The following is a 14,340-nucleotide window of genomic DNA, read 5'->3' on the forward strand; positions in this document are numbered from 1 at the left end:
ACATCGAAAGATGCAGTCCAGGACCCTTCGCGGGCACAAGGCACCGGGTGCGCGCACCGTGTTGGATGGTTCCATGGCCGCACGACTCCCCCGCCCCCACCGTTTCGACGCATGGGTCGCGCTCGCCGGGCTGCTCGGCGGGCTCCTGCTGTGCGGCATCGGCCTGGGCATGCGGCCGGCCCACGACCCGACCGTGCTCTTCGACGGCCCCTGGCCGATCGTGCTGCCGCTCTTCCTGATGGCCGGGGGCGAGCTGCTGCGCCGGGCCGCCCCGCGCACCGCCCTGCTGATCGGCACGGTCGCGATGATCGGGGACGTCCTCACCCAGGGCAGCCTGATCACGCTCCTGATGTACACCGACCTCGTGTACACCGCCGTCCTCTACGGCACGCCCTCCTCCGCCCGTCACATCCCGCGGGTCACCGGGCTGCTCACCATCGTGGCGACCCTGGTGCCCTACGCGGTGTGGCGGGTGCCGGAGGCGCTGCTGGTCGGTGTGTTCATCGGTCTCGTCGCGTTCGCGCCCGCGTCGACCGGTCTGATCGTGCGCAACCACCGCGAGGCCGCCGACTCCGCCCGGCTGCGGGCCGAACAGACCGCGCTGCTCGCCGAGATGGACCGCACCCAGGCGGTGGCTGCCGAACGGACCCGGATGGCACGGGAGTTGCACGACATGGTCGCCAACCACCTGTCCGCGATCGCCATCCATTCCACGGCCGCCCTCTCCCTTGAGGACGAGAAGACCTCCCGCGAGGCGCTCACCGTGATCCGGGAGAACAGCGTCCAGGGACTGTCCGAGATGCGCCGCCTGATCGGCATCCTGCGGGACGGCACCCCTGCCGACGACAAGGCGCCGGCCGTCACCCCGACCCTCGACGGTCTCGGCGTCCTGGTGGAGGGCGCCCGCGCCAACGGTCTGGACGTCACCCTCGACGCCGTGCACGGTTCCGTACCGGCCCCGGTCGAGCTGGCCGCGTACCGCATCGTGCAGGAGTCGCTGACCAACGCGCTCAAGCACGCCGCCCAGGGCGCGGTGACGGTGTGGCTGCGCGGGCGGAACGGCGCCCTCGAGCTGCGGGTGACCAGCCCCCACGGCGGCCGGGACGCCCCGCGCGCGCCGGGCTCCGGGGCCGGGCTCGTCGGGATGCGGGAGCGTGCCGCGCTGCTGCACGGCACCTTCGAGGCCGGCCCGGAGAACGCCGCGGACGGCACCGGCGGCAAGCTCTGGGTCGTCCGCGCCACCCTTCCCGTCACCGACGTTCCCCGAGGAGGAACCGAATGATCCGCGTCCTGGTCGCCGAGGACCAGTCCGCCGTCCGCGCCGGGCTGGTGCTCATCCTGCGCAGCGCGCCCGACATCGAGGTGGCGGGTGAGGCGGCGGACGGTGAGCAGGCGGTGGCGCTCGCCCGTGAACTGCGCCCGGACGTGGTGCTGATGGATGTGCAGATGCCGCGCCTGGACGGAGTGTCGGCCACCCGGCAGGTCGTCGCGGAGGGGCTCGCAGACGTCCTGGTGCTGACCACCTTCGACCTCGACGAGTACGTCTTCGGGGCGCTGCGGGCCGGGGCCTCGGGGTTCCTGTTGAAGAACACGGAGGCGAAGGACCTCATCGAGGCCGTGCGCACGGTGGCGCGCGGGGAGGGGATCGTCGCCCCGGCCGTGACCCGGCGGCTGATCTCGGAGTTCGCCGCGAAACCCGCCCGCGGGTCCACGGTCGATCCGGCGGTGCTGGACTCCCTCACCCGGCGCGAGCGGGAGGTGCTGTCCTGTCTCGGCGAGGGCCTGTCCAACGCCGCCGTCGCGGAGCGTCTCGACATGGCGGAGGCCACGGTGAAGACCCACGTCAGCCGCCTGCTGGGGAAGCTGGGGCTGCGCAGCCGCGTGCAAGCGGCGGTACTGGCACAGGAGTTGGGGATCTGACCGAACCGGGTGGGTGGTCCAGACCTATTGACCTGTGGTCCAGACCTTTCTATCCTCGCGGCACCGTGGGTGTGAAGGCTCAGTCATGTCCACGGCGATATCTCCCACCCCACGAAGGAGGCGCGCCATGCGCTTCAGACACAGAGCCGTGGCAGGGTTCTCGACCCTGCTCCTCCCCCTCTCCGCTCTCGTCGCCCTCGCGAGCCCCGCCCAGGCCGCGACCTCGGCGACCGCCACCTACGCCAAGACCCAGGACTGGGGCTCCGGCTTCGAAGGCAAGTGGACGGTGAAGAACACCGGCACCACGACGATCAACTCCTGGACCGTGGAGTGGGACTTCCCCTCCGGTACCAAGGTCACCTCCGCCTGGGACGCCACGGTCACCAACTCCGGTGACCACTGGACCGCCAAGAACGTCGGCTGGAACGGCACCCTCGCTCCCGGGGCGTCGATCTCCTTCGGCTTCAACGGAAGCGGCTCCGGCTCCCCGTCCGGCTGCAAGCTCAACGGCGGCAGCTGCGACGGCACCTCCGTCCCCGGCGACGCGGCCCCCTCCGCCCCCGGCACCCCCACCGCCTCGAACATCACCGACACCTCCGTGCGGCTGTCCTGGTCCGCGGCCACCGACGACAAGGGCGTCAAGAACTACGACGTCCTGCGCGACGGCGCCAGGGTCGCCACCGTGACCGGCACCTCGTACACGGACACCGGGCTGGCCAAGGGCACCGACTACTCGTACACCGTCCAGGCCCGTGACACCGCCGACCAGACCGGTCCGGTCAGCGGCGCGGTGCGGGTCCGCACCACCGGCAACACCGAGGAACCGCCGCCCACCGGCGCCAAGGTCAACCTCGGCTACTTCACCGAGTGGGGCGTCTACGGCCGCAACTACCACGTCAAGAACCTGGTGACGTCCGGCTCCGCCGCCAAGATCACGCACATCAACTACGCGTTCGGCAACGTCGTGGGCGGCCAGTGCAAGCTCGACGACGCCTACGCCGCCACCGACAAGGCCTACACCGCGGACCAGTCCGTCAGCGGCACCGCCGACACCTGGGACCAGCCGCTGCGCGGCAACTTCAACCAGCTGCGCCAGCTGAAGGCCAAGTACCCGCACATCAAGGTGCTGTACTCGTTCGGCGGCTGGACCTACTCCGGCGGCTTCGGCCAGGCCGCGCAGAACCCGGCCGCGTTCGCCAAGTCCTGCAAGCAGGTCGTGGAGGACCCGCGCTGGGCCGACGTCTTCGACGGCATCGACATCGACTGGGAGTACCCGAACGCCTGCGGCCTCACCTGCGACACCAGTGGTCCGGCGGCCTTCAGGAACCTCTCCCAGGCCCTGCGCGCCGAGTTCGGCAAGGACTACCTGGTCACCGCCGCCATCACCGCGGACGGCTCGAACGGCGGCAAGATCGACGCGGCCGACTACGGCGGCGCCGCCCAGTACCTCGACTGGTACAACGTGATGACGTACGACTACTTCGGCGCCTGGGACAAGGCCGGCCCCACCGCCCCGCACTCGCCGCTGACCGCGTACAACGGCATCCCGCAGGACGGCTTCAACTCCGCCGCCGCCATCGCCAAGCTGAAGGCCAAGGGCGTCCCGGCGAGCAAGCTGCTGCTCGGCATCGGCTTCTACGGCCGCGGTTGGACCGGCGTCACCCAGGCCGCCCCCGGCGGCACCGCCACCGGCCCGGCGGCCGGCACCTACGAGGCCGGCATCGAGGACTACAAGATCCTCAAGAACAGCTGTCCGGCCACCGGCACCGTCGGCGGCACGGCGTACGCCCACTGCGGCAACAACTGGTGGTCCTACGACACCCCCGCCACCATCAACAGCAAGATGGCCTGGGCCAAGAACCAGGGCCTGGGCGGGGCGTTCTTCTGGGAGTTCAGCGGTGACACCGCGGGCGGTGAACTGGTCGGCGCCATCCACAAAGGCCTGAAGTAGGCCACCGGCACCCGACCGCGAACGACAGGACTGCTCCCCCGGACCCCGTCCAGGGGAGCAGTCCTGTTCACACGTGTCTACGCCACATTCCCCCCTCCCCAACAGCTCCGCTGCCAGGGGAGGGGCCCTGAACGTCGCGCTACGCGACGTTCACCCGCTGGCCGGGCGGTGCCGCCTCCAGCCACGCGAGGAAACCGGTCAGCGCGTCGTCGCTCATCGCCAGCTCCAGCCGCCTGCCCCGGTGCAGACAGGCCAGGATCACCGCGTCCGACAGCAGCGCCAGCTCCTCCTCGCCCTCGGGCACCCGGCGGCCGGCCACCTCGATCGCCGAGCGCTCCAGGACGCGGCGCGGACGCAGCGCGTAGGAGAAGACGCGGAACCACTCCACCCGGTCGCCGTTGTAGCGGGCCACCCCGTACGCCCAGCCCTTGCCGCCGGTGTCGCCCGCTTCCGGGACGTCCCAGCGCAGGCTGCAGTCGAAGGTCCCGCCGGAACGCTGGATGAAGCGGCGGCGCAGGCCGAACACGAAGAGGCCCACCACCACGAGCGCCACGACACTTCCGCACACAGTCAGAGCGAGGACCATCGACACCGACCTCCTCGTCTCCTAGGTAACGGAACGGAAAAATCATCCAGATCTGCCTCAGCCGCGACCGGGTCCGGATCGCTCCGGTCCCAGCCGCGGCTGAGTCACGTCATTGCACGGCTCCCCCAGAGCCTAGACGGCCTGGAAGGTTCCTCGGGTCGTTCAGTGTCCCGCCGCCGCGCGCAGTCGTACGTCCGCGCGCCGCTCCGCCGAGGCGTCCGCCTCCGACTTCGCACGCTCCCGCGCCTGCTCCGCGCGCTTGACGTCGATCTCGTCCGACAGTTCGGCGATCTCGGCCAGCAGCGACAGCTTGTCGTCCGCGAACGAGATGAAACCGCCGTGCACCGCGGCGACGACCGTCCCGCCGTCGCTCGTACGGATGGTCACCGGTCCCGACTCCAGCACACCGAGCAGCGGCTGGTGACCGGGCATGACGCCGATGTCGCCGGACGTGGTGCGCGCGACGACCAGGGTGGCCTCGCCCGACCAGACCTCTCGGTCGGCCGCGACCAGCGCGACGTGCAGCTCAGCAGCCAAGATGGCTCCTCGGGTCACCACCCGGCGGGTCCGCCGGGTGTTGGTTACAAGTCTAATGGGCGGGGTCGGGGGGCGGGACGGTTCCCGCCCCCCGACTCGAGCGCGAGGCTCAGGAGACGCCCAGCTCCTTCGCGTTCTTCTTCAGGTCCTCGATGCCACCGCACATGAAGAACGCCTGCTCCGGGAAGTGGTCGTACTCACCGTCGCAGATCGCGTTGAACGCGGCGATCGACTCGTCCAGCGGCACGTCCGAACCGTCCACGCCGGTGAACTGCTTGGCGACGTGGGTGTTCTGGGACAGGAAGCGCTCCACGCGACGGGCGCGGTGGACGGCGAGCTTGTCCTCCTCGCCGAGCTCGTCGATACCGAGGATCGCGATGATGTCCTGCAGGTCCTTGTACTTCTGCAGGATGTTCTTCACCCGCATGGCCGCGTCGTAGTGGTCCTGCGCGATGTAGCGCGGGTCCAGGATGCGGGACGTGGAGTCCAGCGGGTCCACGGCCGGGTAGATGCCCTTCTCGGAGATCGGACGGGAGAGCACCGTCGTCGCGTCGAGGTGGGCGAAGGTGGTGGCCGGGGCCGGGTCGGTCAGGTCGTCCGCGGGGACGTAGATCGCCTGCATCGAGGTGATCGAGTGACCGCGGGTCGAGGTGATGCGCTCCTGGAGGAGACCCATCTCGTCGGCCAGGTTCGGCTGGTAGCCCACCGCGGAGGGCATGCGGCCGAGCAGGGTCGACACCTCGGAACCGGCCTGCGTGAAGCGGAAGATGTTGTCGATGAAGAACAGCACGTCCTGCTTCTGGACGTCACGGAAGTACTCGGCCATGGTGAGGCCGGCCAGCGCGACGCGCAGACGGGTGCCCGGGGGCTCGTCCATCTGGCCGAAGACCAGGGCGGTCTTGTCGATGACGCCCGACTCGCTCATCTCGTCGATGAGGTCGTTGCCCTCACGGGTGCGCTCACCGACACCGGCGAACACCGACACACCGTCGTGGTTGTTGGCGACGCGGTAGATCATCTCCTGGATGAGCACCGTCTTGCCGACGCCGGCACCGCCGAACAGACCGATCTTGCCGCCCTTGACGTACGGGGTCAGCAGGTCGATGACCTTGACGCCGGTCTCGAACATCTCGGTCTTCGACTCGAGCTCGTCGAAGTTCGGCGCCTTGCGGTGGATCGGCCAGCGCTCGCCCTCGTAGGTCTCGTCGCTGTTCAGCACCGCACCGAGGGTGTTGAACACCTTGCCCTTGGTGAAGTCGCCGACGGGGACGGAGATCGCCGAGCCCGTGTCGGTCACCACGGCCTGGCGGACCAGACCGTCGGTGGGCTGCATGGAGATGGTGCGGACCAGGCCCTCACCCAGGTGCTGGGCGACCTCCAGGGTCAGCGTCTTCAGCTCGCCCTCGTTCGCCGGGTCTGCGACCTCGACGTGCAGGGCGTTGTAGATCTCCGGCATCGCGTCGACGGGGAACTCCACGTCGACGACCGGGCCGATGACCCGGGCGACACGGCCCGTGGCCGTCGCGGTCTCAACAGTGGTGGTCATTAATTGTCACTCCCCGCGTTTGCGTCGGCCAGAGCGCCTGCGCCACCGACGATCTCGCTGATTTCCTGGGTGATTTCGGCCTGGCGGGCCGCGTTGGCAAGACGGGAGAGCGTGTTGATCAGCTCACCCGCGTTGTCGGTGGCCGACTTCATCGCGCGCCGTGTGGCGGCGTGCTTCGAAGCGGCCGACTGGAGCAGCGCGTTGTAGATGCGGCTCTCCACGTAGCGCGGCAGCAGGGCGTCGAGAACGTCCTCCGCCGAGGGCTCGAAGTCGTACAGCGGAAGGATCTCGTCCTTGGTGGACGTCTCCTCCGCGACCTCTTCGAGGCGCAGCGGAAGCAGTCGGGAGTCGACCGCGGTCTGCGTCATCATCGAGACGAACTCGGTGTAGACGATGTGGAGTTCGTCCACTCCGCCGTCCGCCGTGTCCTTCTCGATGGCCTCGATCAGCGGCGCCGCGACGGTCTTGGCGTCCGCGTACGTGGGCTCGTCGGTGAAGCCCGCGAACGACTCCGCGACCTTGCGCTCACGGAAGTTGTAGTGCGCGAGCCCACGGCGGCCGACGATGTACGTGTCGACCTCCAGGCCCTCGCCCTCCAGGCGCTCGGTCAACTGCTCCGCCGCCTTGATCGCGTTGGCGTTGAAGGCGCCGGCCAGGCCGCGGTCGCTCGTGAGGAGCAGGACCGCGGCACGGGTCGGGTTCTCCGCCTCCGTCGTCAGCGGGTGCTTGGCGTCCGAACCGGTACCGACGGCCGTGACCGCACGGGTCAGTTCCTGGGCGTACGGCGTGGAGGACCGCACCTTGCGCTGCGCCTTGACGACGCGCGAGGCGGCGATCATCTCCATCGCCTTGGTGATCTTCTTGGTCGCGGTGACGGATCGGATGCGACGCTTGTAGACCCGGAGCTGGGCTCCCATGAGTCAGGTCCCTTCCTTGAACGTCACTTGGCGGCAGCAGCCGGAGCGTCCTCGCCGAGCAGCTTGCCTTCGCTCGTCTCGAACTGCTTCTTGAAGGCCGCGATCGCGTCGCCCACGGCCTGGAGGGTGTCGTCCGACATCTTGCCGCCCTCGCGGATGGAGGTCATGAGGCCCTGCTCGCTGCGGTGCAGGTACTCCAGCAGCTCCTTCTCGAAGCGGCGGATGTCGGCGACCGGCACCTCGTCCATCTTGCCGGTGGTGCCGGCCCAGACGGAGACGACCTGGTCCTCGGTGGCCATCGGCTGGTACTGGTCCTGCTTCAGCAGCTCGACCATGCGCTGACCGCGCTCCAGCTGCGACTTCGACGCGGCGTCCAGGTCGGAACCGAAGGCGGCGAACGCCTCCAGCTCACGGAACTGGGCGAGGTCCACGCGCAGTCGGCCGGAGACCTGCTTCATCGCCTTGTGCTGGGCCGAGCCACCGACGCGGGAGACCGAGATACCGACGTTCAGGGCCGGGCGCTGACCGGCGTTGAACAGGTCGGACTCCAGGAAGCACTGGCCGTCGGTGATGGAGATGACGTTGGTCGGGATGAACGCCGACACGTCGTTCGCCTTGGTCTCGACGATCGGCAGACCGGTCATCGAGCCCTTGCCCATCTCGTCGGAGAGCTTGGCGCAGCGCTCCAGGAGGCGGGAGTGCAGGTAGAAGACGTCGCCCGGGTAGGCCTCGCGCCCCGGCGGGCGGCGCAGCAGCAGGGAGACGGCGCGGTAGGCGTCGGCCTGCTTCGACAGGTCGTCGAAGATGATCAGGACGTGCTTGCCCTGGTACATCCACTGCTGGCCGATGGCCGAGCCGGTGTAGGGCGCCAGGTACTTGAAGCCGGCCGGGTCGGACGCCGGGGCGGCGACGATGGTCGTGTACTCCAGGGCGCCGTTCTCCTCCAGCGCGCGGCGGACCGACGCGATGGTGGAGCCCTTCTGGCCGACGGCGACGTAGATGCAGCGGACCTGCTTGTTCACGTCGCCGGAGCGCCAGTTGTCACGCTGGTTGATGATCGTGTCGACGGCCAGCGCGGTCTTGCCGGTGCCGCGGTCGCCGATGATCAGCTGACGCTGACCGCGGCCGATCGGGGTCATGGCGTCGACGGCCTTGTAGCCCGTCTCCATCGGCTCGTGCACCGACTTGCGCTGCATGACCGTGGGGGCCTGCAGTTCGAGGGCGCGGCGGCCCTCGGTCTCGATCTCGCCGAGGCCGTCGATCGGGTTGCCGAGCGGGTCGACCACGCGGCCGAGGTAGCCCTCGCCCACGGCGACGGACAGGACCTCGCCGGTGCGGGCGACCGGCTGGCCCTCCTCGATGCCGCTGAACTCACCGAGGACGATGGCACCGATCTCGCGCTCCTCGAGGTTGAGGGCGAGGCCGAGGGTGCCGTCCTCGAACTTCAGCAGCTCGTTGGCCATGGCCGAGGGCAGACCCTCGACCTTGGCGATGCCGTCGCCGGCGAGGGTGACCGTGCCGACTTCCTCGCGCGAGGCCGCGTCCGGCTTGTACGACTGGACGAAGTTCTCCAGTGCGTCCCGGATCTCCTCCGGCCGGATCGTGAGCTCCGCCATCTGAGTTCCCTGCTCTCCTTGTTGGGCCCGAAGTTTCACTTTGGGGGTATTCCACGAGTCGGGACTCCCCCCAGAAGAGGTGAATCCTCTGCACGGCCCAACCAGGGCCGCAAGTACGTTCTTGGTGTTCAGTTGCTGCGTCGGTCACGTCTGTCGCACCGTGCACGACTGCCGCGTCGGCGCTAGCTCGCCAGTCGGCGGCTCGCGTCCTCCAGCCGGTCCGCGATGGAGCCGTTGATGATCTCGTCGCCGACCTGCACCCGCATCCCGCCGATGACCTCGGGGTCCACGGCGAGGTTGAGGTGCATGCGGCGTCCATAGAGCTTCGCGAGGCCGGCGCCGAGGCGCTGCTTCTGTGCGTCGCTCAGCGGCACCGCGGAGGTGACGACGGCCACCATGCGGTCACGCCGCTCGGCGGCGAGCTTGGACAGGGACTCGAGTCCCGACTCCAGGCTACGTCCCCGCGGCGCGGTCACCAGACGCGTCACCAGACGTTCGGTGGTCGCGTGCGCCCTGCCCCCGAGCAGGCTGCGCAGCAGCTCGCTCTTGGCGGAGGTGGTGGCCTTGCGGTCGGTCAGCGCGGCGCGCAGCTCGTTGCTCGAGGAGACGATCCGGCCGAACCGGAACAGCTCGTCCTCGACCCCGTCGAGCGCGCCCGCCTGCTGCGCGGCGGTGAGGTCGGCGAGGTCGGCCAGCTCCTCCAGTGCGTCCACCAGGTCGCGGGACTGCGACCAGCGGGAGCGCACCATGCCGGACACCAGGTCGGCGGCGGGGCCGCTGAGCTGGCTTCCGAGCAGGCGCTGGGCCAGTTCCGCCTTGGCCTCGCCGGCCTGCGCCGGGTCGGTGAGGACCCGGCGCAACGACACCTCGCGGTGGAGCAGCGCGGTGACGGCGGCCAGCTCTTCGGCGAGCGAGCCGGCGTCGACGGACGTGGAGTCCGTCAGCGCGTCGAGACGCTCACGTGCGGCTGCCAGGGCCTCGCGGCTCGCTCCGTTCATCGTGCGGCCTCGGCCTTCTGGTCGAGGTCGTCGAGGAACCGGTCGATCACGCGGCTCTGCCGGGCGTGGTCCTCGAGGGACTCGCCGACGAGCTTGCCGGCCAGGTCGGTGGCGAGCTTGCCGACGTCCTGGCGCAGCACCGACGCGGCCGCCTTGCGGTCCGCCTCGATCTGCGCGTGACCGGCGGCGATGATCTCCTCACGCTGCCGCTGGCCTTCCGCGCGCATCTCGGCGATGAGCGTGGCGCCCTGCTCCTGCGCTTCCTGGCGCAGGCGCGCGGCCTCGTGCCGGGCCTCGGCGAGCTGAGCCTTGTACTGCTCGAGAACGCTCTGGGCCTCGGTCTGAGCGGCCTCGGCCTTCTCGATACCGCCCTCGATGGCCTCGCGACGCTGCTCCAGAACCTTGTTGATGTTCGGGAGGAGCTTCTTGGCGAGGAAACCGAAGACGATGACGAAGGCGAGCAGGCCGATGACGAGCTCGGGAATCGGCGGGACGAGGGGGTTCTGAGCCTCCTCGGCCGCGATATGAAGCAGTGCGCTCATATCAGAGTGCCTTTCGTCTGGTGGACCGGTCGCGGATCAGATGATCACTTGCCGTAGACGAACGGCATGACCAGACCGATGAGGGCCAGCGCCTCACAGAAGGCGAAGCCGAGGATCTGGTTGGCGCGGATCAGACCGGCGGCCTCGGGCTGACGGGCGAGGGCCTCGGTGCCCTTGCCGAAGATGATGCCGACGCCGATGCCGGGGCCGAACGCGGCGATGCCGTAGCCGATGGACGCGATGGAGCCGGTGACAGCAGCCAGGGTCTGGGACATTCCGGTTCTTCCTTTTCTTCACGGGCCGGTGGGGGTGGGCCACCGGTCGAATAGGGGCGGTGCGGGACGCTCAGTGCTGCTCGGCGAGCGCGCCCTGGATGTAGGTAACGGTCAGCAGGACGAAGACGTACGCCTGCAGGGCCTGGATGAAGAGCTCGAAGACGGTCATCACCAGGACCATCACGAACGAGACGCCGGCGTAGGCGATCCCGATGCCGTTCAGCAGGTACCAGCTGGCGATGGTGAACAGCACCAGCAGGATGTGGCCCGCGAACATGTTCGCGAAGAGTCGCACGGCGTGGGTGAAGGGCCGCACGAGCAGGTTCGAGAAGGCCTCGATCAGCATGACGACCGGCAGCGCGGCGCCGAGCGACTTGTCGTAGCCGGTGAAGTTCTTCAGGGCGCCGGTGAAGCCGTGCCGCTTGAAGGTCAGCGAGACCCAGACGATGTAGACGAGCAGCGCGAGGCCCAGCGGGTAGGCGAAGATCGACGTCACCGGCATCTGGGCGAACGGAATGATCGACCAGAGGTTCATCATCCAGACGAAGAAGAACAGCGCGACGACGAACGGGACGTACTTCTCGCCCTCGCGCTTGCCCATCGTCTCGTAGACGACACCCCGGCGGACGAAGTCGTAGCCGGCCTCGGCGACCATCTGGAGCTTGCCGGGGACGACCTGGGGCCGGCGGAACGCCGCCCAGAAGAAGCCGATGATGACGATCGAGCCGAGCAGCGCCAGCAGCATCGTCTTGTTGAAGTACACGCTGCTGTCGGCGTCGCCCCACAGGGGCTCGAACAGGAACGAGTGCAGCCCGGGAGACGGGAAGCCACAGCCGTCGAAGATGTGGCAGTCGGTCTCGAAGGCGAGCACCTGTGTCGGGTCAGCACTCACCGCGGGCTCCTTCAGCGTGGCGCATGGATTCGGCAACCTCGTGGTGTCGGCGCGGCACGGGGCCGCGGTTCGGCACGGGACTGGTGTTACGGATGTGGGGGCGGCAGTGGGGCATCTCGCCTCGCGATGTGACAGGCGTCAGCTCGGATGCCCGCGCCCGCGATGCCGCAGTTGGCACCGGACGATAGCAGGGTCCGTCGTGCGCCTTTATCCCGGCCCTACGCCTCACGACGGCCGCTCCGTGGATTCCTTCTTCTCCGCCGCGTTCCCGGCCGTCGTGGGCTCGGGGTCCACGTAGAAGGTCTTGGCCTTCATCGTGGCCCGCGCCTGCGCGGCGACCCAGGTGAGGGTGGAGACGAGCAGCGAGAGGGCGAAGACCTTCGGGTGGAAGAGCGTCGTGTCCTTGAAGAGCGCGATGAAGACGAAGATCAGCAGGATCTGCGTCATGTACATCATCAGCCCCATCGCCTGGAACAGATGCGGTATCGACCTGGCGATCCACTGCAGGACGTACAGACCCGTCCCCATGAGCAGGATCACGAGCAGCGCTCCGATGACCGCTCCGATCACCCCCTGGCCGCCTTCGACGGCACCACCGACCGCGACCGCGACCGCACCGACGGCAGCGGTGGGGACGGCAGCCTGGATCAGAATCCGGACGTCGTTGGACGGCATGACGGAACTCCGCTTTGAGCAGGGGGCATGAGGCACATGGGATGTCGTCGGGGACGAGCGTAGTCCCCCGGATGGAGTGAGTTTTCCTCCCCACCGTCGAACCGTCGCACCACGGTCCGCCGGCTCTCTCCGGTGAGACTCGTGAACGGTATCACAAACTATTTGATGGACTCTTTACCTAATGAGCGTGCAGAACGTCACGCACGAGAGTGAAGCGGCACGCCTGGGCGCGCACGAGGGTGACTTGTCTGATATTGGGGCACTTCGCACCCCCAAGAACGCCCCATCACAGCCCCACGACTTGGCAATGCTCTAGTCGGATTCTTACCTTGACCGTGCCGCCCGCCCCGACGCCCGTCGTGACGCCCCGTCAGCGGGAGCTGCCGGCCTTCCCCCGGTCGCCCAGACGTGCGCGGTGGCCGAGGGCCGTCGCGCCGTTGACGCCCGAGACGCCGGCGGTGACCGGGGCGCGGTGGCCGTCAGCGGCCTCCTCGGGGCCGTCGGGGGCATCGGCGGCCCGTGACGGCGCCGTGGCGGGGTCGCCGGAGGCTTCCGGCGCTTCCGGCGTCACCAGGGCCCTGCGGCGGCGGTAGCGCGGCGGGACGAACGCCTCCGCCCAGCGCGGCGCGCGCGGGGTGAACCGGGGCAGCAGGAGCAGCAGCAGACCGATGGCGCTCAGGATGACGACGCTCAGCACGATCCACATGGACGCCGAGTTGACCGAGTAGGCGAGCGCGCCGAAGGCGATCAGCGCCGACCAGAAGTACATGATCAGCACCGCCCTGCTGTGCGAGTGGCCGATCTCCAGCAGACGGTGGTGCAGATGGCCCCGGTCCGCCGCGAACGGCGACTGGCCCCGCCAGGTGCGCCGCACGATGGCCAGGACCAGGTCGGCGGCCGGTACCGCGATGATCGTCAGCGGCAGCAGCAGCGGGATGTAGACCGGCACCGTCTGGTGCACGGCCTCCCTCTCCGAACCCGCGTACAGGTTCAGCGCGTCCGGGTCGACCTGGCCTGTGATGGAGATCGCACCGGCGGCGAGGACCAGGCCGATGAGCATGGAGCCGGAGTCGCCCATGAAGATCCGCGCGGGATGCATGTTGTGCGGCAGGAAGCCCAGGCACATGCCCATGAGGATGGCCGCGAAGAGCGTGGCGGGGGCCGCCGCCTCGATGTTGTAGCCGAACCAGATGCGGTAGGCGTACAGGAAGAACGCGCACGCGGCGATGCACACCATGCCCGCCGCCAGCCCGTCCAGACCGTCGACGAAGTTCACCGCGTTGATGGTGATGACCACCAGGGCGACCGTGAAGAGCGTGCTCTGCCACTGGGTGAGCGCCACCGTGCCGACACCCGGCAGCGGGATCCACAGGATCGTCAGACCCTGCATGACCATCACGCCGGCGGCGATCATCTGGCCGCCCAGCTTGATCAGGGCGTCGATCTCGAACTTGTCGTCCAGCACACCGATCAGCCAGATCAAGGCGGCCCCTGACAGCAGGGCGCGCGGTTCGTTGGACCTCTCGAAGAGCTCGTTCAGGTTCGTCAGGTGGCTGGCCACCAGCAGGCCCGCGCACAGGCCGAAGAACATGGCGATACCGCCGAGCCGCGGAGTGGGTTCCCGGTGCACGTCACGTGCCCGGATCTCCGGCATCGCCCCCGCCACGATCGCGAACTTCCGTACCGGCCCTGTCAGCAGATACGTCACCGCGGCCGTGATGCAGAGCGTCAGCAGGTATTCACGCACGGGCTTCCCCACAGATCTCGCTGGCCATCACAGCCCCACACCCTAGCGAGGCACGCATACGGGTGAGGACTTCCGGGTAGCGACGATGGTTGCACGAGTGACTGTGCGGTCGGCCCGGCATGCGGGCGCGCCTACCCC

Annotated in this window: 14 protein-coding genes; 3 read left to right on the plus strand and 11 right to left on the minus strand. The window is 68.9% G+C overall.

The genetic code is table 11. The annotated features are described in order from the left end of the window. Window positions 1-73: 73 nt before the first annotated feature. The 3 genes from AB0I73_RS15720 to AB0I73_RS15730 all read left to right on the plus strand — a co-directional run bounded on the left by AB0I73_RS15720 (window position 74) and on the right by AB0I73_RS15730 (window position 3,871). Window positions 74-1,282 carry a histidine kinase gene (locus AB0I73_RS15720; protein WP_363037606.1) on the plus strand — a complete coding sequence of 403 codons (1,209 nt, stop codon included), beginning with the start codon at window positions 74-76 and terminating at the stop codon, window positions 1,280-1,282. Continuing rightward, window positions 1,279-1,920: a response regulator transcription factor gene (locus AB0I73_RS15725; RefSeq protein ID WP_109378013.1), complete on the plus strand. Its 642-nt coding sequence runs from the start codon at window positions 1,279-1,281 to the stop codon at window positions 1,918-1,920. The genes AB0I73_RS15720 and AB0I73_RS15725 overlap by 4 nt, the downstream gene beginning before the upstream one ends. A 127-nt stretch (window positions 1,921-2,047) precedes the next feature. Next, window positions 2,048-3,871: a glycoside hydrolase family 18 chitinase gene (locus AB0I73_RS15730; RefSeq protein WP_363037608.1), complete on the plus strand. Its 1,824-nt coding sequence runs from the start codon at window positions 2,048-2,050 to the stop codon at window positions 3,869-3,871. A gap of 139 nt (window positions 3,872-4,010) precedes the next feature. On the opposite strand, the gene AB0I73_RS15735 is transcribed toward AB0I73_RS15730, so the two are convergent. The 11 genes from AB0I73_RS15735 to AB0I73_RS15785 all read right to left on the minus strand — a co-directional run bounded on the left by AB0I73_RS15735 (window position 4,011) and on the right by AB0I73_RS15785 (window position 14,202). After that, entirely contained in the window at window positions 4,011-4,457 is a 447-nt protein-coding gene (locus AB0I73_RS15735; protein WP_109378015.1) for a DUF2550 domain-containing protein, read from the minus strand. A gap of 162 nt (window positions 4,458-4,619) precedes the next feature. Continuing rightward, window positions 4,620-4,994, minus strand: coding sequence for a F0F1 ATP synthase subunit epsilon (locus AB0I73_RS15740; protein ID WP_363037610.1), 375 nt, complete (start codon window positions 4,992-4,994; stop codon window positions 4,620-4,622). Window positions 4,995-5,103: 109 nt separating this feature from the next. Then, window positions 5,104-6,540 carry a F0F1 ATP synthase subunit beta gene (atpD, locus tag AB0I73_RS15745; protein WP_363037612.1) on the minus strand — a complete coding sequence of 479 codons (1,437 nt, stop codon included), beginning with the start codon at window positions 6,538-6,540 and terminating at the stop codon, window positions 5,104-5,106. Beyond that, entirely contained in the window at window positions 6,540-7,457 is a 918-nt protein-coding gene (locus tag AB0I73_RS15750) for a F0F1 ATP synthase subunit gamma (RefSeq protein ID WP_363037614.1), read from the minus strand. The genes atpD and AB0I73_RS15750 overlap by 1 nt, the downstream gene beginning before the upstream one ends. A 23-nt stretch (window positions 7,458-7,480) precedes the next feature. Beyond that, complete coding sequence (gene atpA, locus AB0I73_RS15755) at window positions 7,481-9,073, minus strand: F0F1 ATP synthase subunit alpha (RefSeq protein ID WP_109378019.1); 1,593 nt, start codon at window positions 9,071-9,073, stop codon at window positions 7,481-7,483. A 182-nt stretch (window positions 9,074-9,255) separates the two neighbouring features. Further along, on the minus strand, window positions 9,256-10,071 hold the full coding sequence (locus tag AB0I73_RS15760) for a F0F1 ATP synthase subunit delta (protein ID WP_363037616.1): 816 nt from the start codon (window positions 10,069-10,071) through the stop codon (window positions 9,256-9,258). After that, entirely contained in the window at window positions 10,068-10,613 is a 546-nt protein-coding gene (locus AB0I73_RS15765; RefSeq protein WP_363037618.1) for a F0F1 ATP synthase subunit B, read from the minus strand. Before AB0I73_RS15765 ends, AB0I73_RS15760 begins: the two co-directional genes overlap by 4 nt. A 44-nt stretch (window positions 10,614-10,657) precedes the next feature. After that, window positions 10,658-10,888, minus strand: a complete 231-nt coding sequence (atpE, locus tag AB0I73_RS15770) for an ATP synthase F0 subunit C (RefSeq protein WP_363037620.1) — start codon at window positions 10,886-10,888, stop codon at window positions 10,658-10,660. Window positions 10,889-10,958: 70 nt separating this feature from the next. Beyond that, on the minus strand, window positions 10,959-11,780 hold the full coding sequence (gene atpB / locus AB0I73_RS15775) for a F0F1 ATP synthase subunit A (protein ID WP_363037622.1): 822 nt from the start codon (window positions 11,778-11,780) through the stop codon (window positions 10,959-10,961). Between the two features lie 225 nt (window positions 11,781-12,005). Further along, entirely contained in the window at window positions 12,006-12,455 is a 450-nt protein-coding gene (locus AB0I73_RS15780; protein WP_363037624.1) for a hypothetical protein, read from the minus strand. A gap of 370 nt (window positions 12,456-12,825) precedes the next feature. Next, window positions 12,826-14,202, minus strand: coding sequence for an MraY family glycosyltransferase (locus tag AB0I73_RS15785; protein ID WP_363037626.1), 1,377 nt, complete (start codon window positions 14,200-14,202; stop codon window positions 12,826-12,828). Between the last annotated feature and the right edge of the window lie 138 nt (window positions 14,203-14,340).

This window comes from Streptomyces sp. NPDC050388 (genome assembly GCF_040655635.1).
Classification (GTDB): domain Bacteria; phylum Actinomycetota; class Actinomycetes; order Streptomycetales; family Streptomycetaceae; genus Streptomyces.

Excerpts from the sequence above, each read along its gene's own strand:
- AB0I73_RS15720 (WP_363037606.1), top strand. The coding sequence starts at position 74 with ATGGCCGCACGACTCCCCCGCCCCCACCGTTTCGACGCATGGGTCGCG.
- AB0I73_RS15725 (WP_109378013.1), top strand. The coding sequence starts at position 1,279 with ATGATCCGCGTCCTGGTCGCCGAGGACCAGTCCGCCGTCCGCGCCGGG.
- AB0I73_RS15730 (WP_363037608.1), top strand. The coding sequence starts at position 2,048 with ATGCGCTTCAGACACAGAGCCGTGGCAGGGTTCTCGACCCTGCTCCTC.
- AB0I73_RS15735 (WP_109378015.1), bottom strand. The coding sequence starts at position 4,457 with ATGGTCCTCGCTCTGACTGTGTGCGGAAGTGTCGTGGCGCTCGTGGTG.
- atpD (WP_363037612.1), bottom strand. The coding sequence starts at position 6,540 with ATGACCACCACTGTTGAGACCGCGACGGCCACGGGCCGTGTCGCCCGG.
- AB0I73_RS15750 (WP_363037614.1), bottom strand. The coding sequence starts at position 7,457 with ATGGGAGCCCAGCTCCGGGTCTACAAGCGTCGCATCCGATCCGTCACC.
- atpA (WP_109378019.1), bottom strand. The coding sequence starts at position 9,073 with ATGGCGGAGCTCACGATCCGGCCGGAGGAGATCCGGGACGCACTGGAG.
- AB0I73_RS15760 (WP_363037616.1), bottom strand. The coding sequence starts at position 10,071 with ATGAACGGAGCGAGCCGCGAGGCCCTGGCAGCCGCACGTGAGCGTCTC.
- AB0I73_RS15765 (WP_363037618.1), bottom strand. The coding sequence starts at position 10,613 with ATGAGCGCACTGCTTCATATCGCGGCCGAGGAGGCTCAGAACCCCCTC.
- atpE (WP_363037620.1), bottom strand. The coding sequence starts at position 10,888 with ATGTCCCAGACCCTGGCTGCTGTCACCGGCTCCATCGCGTCCATCGGC.
- AB0I73_RS15780 (WP_363037624.1), bottom strand. The coding sequence starts at position 12,455 with ATGCCGTCCAACGACGTCCGGATTCTGATCCAGGCTGCCGTCCCCACC.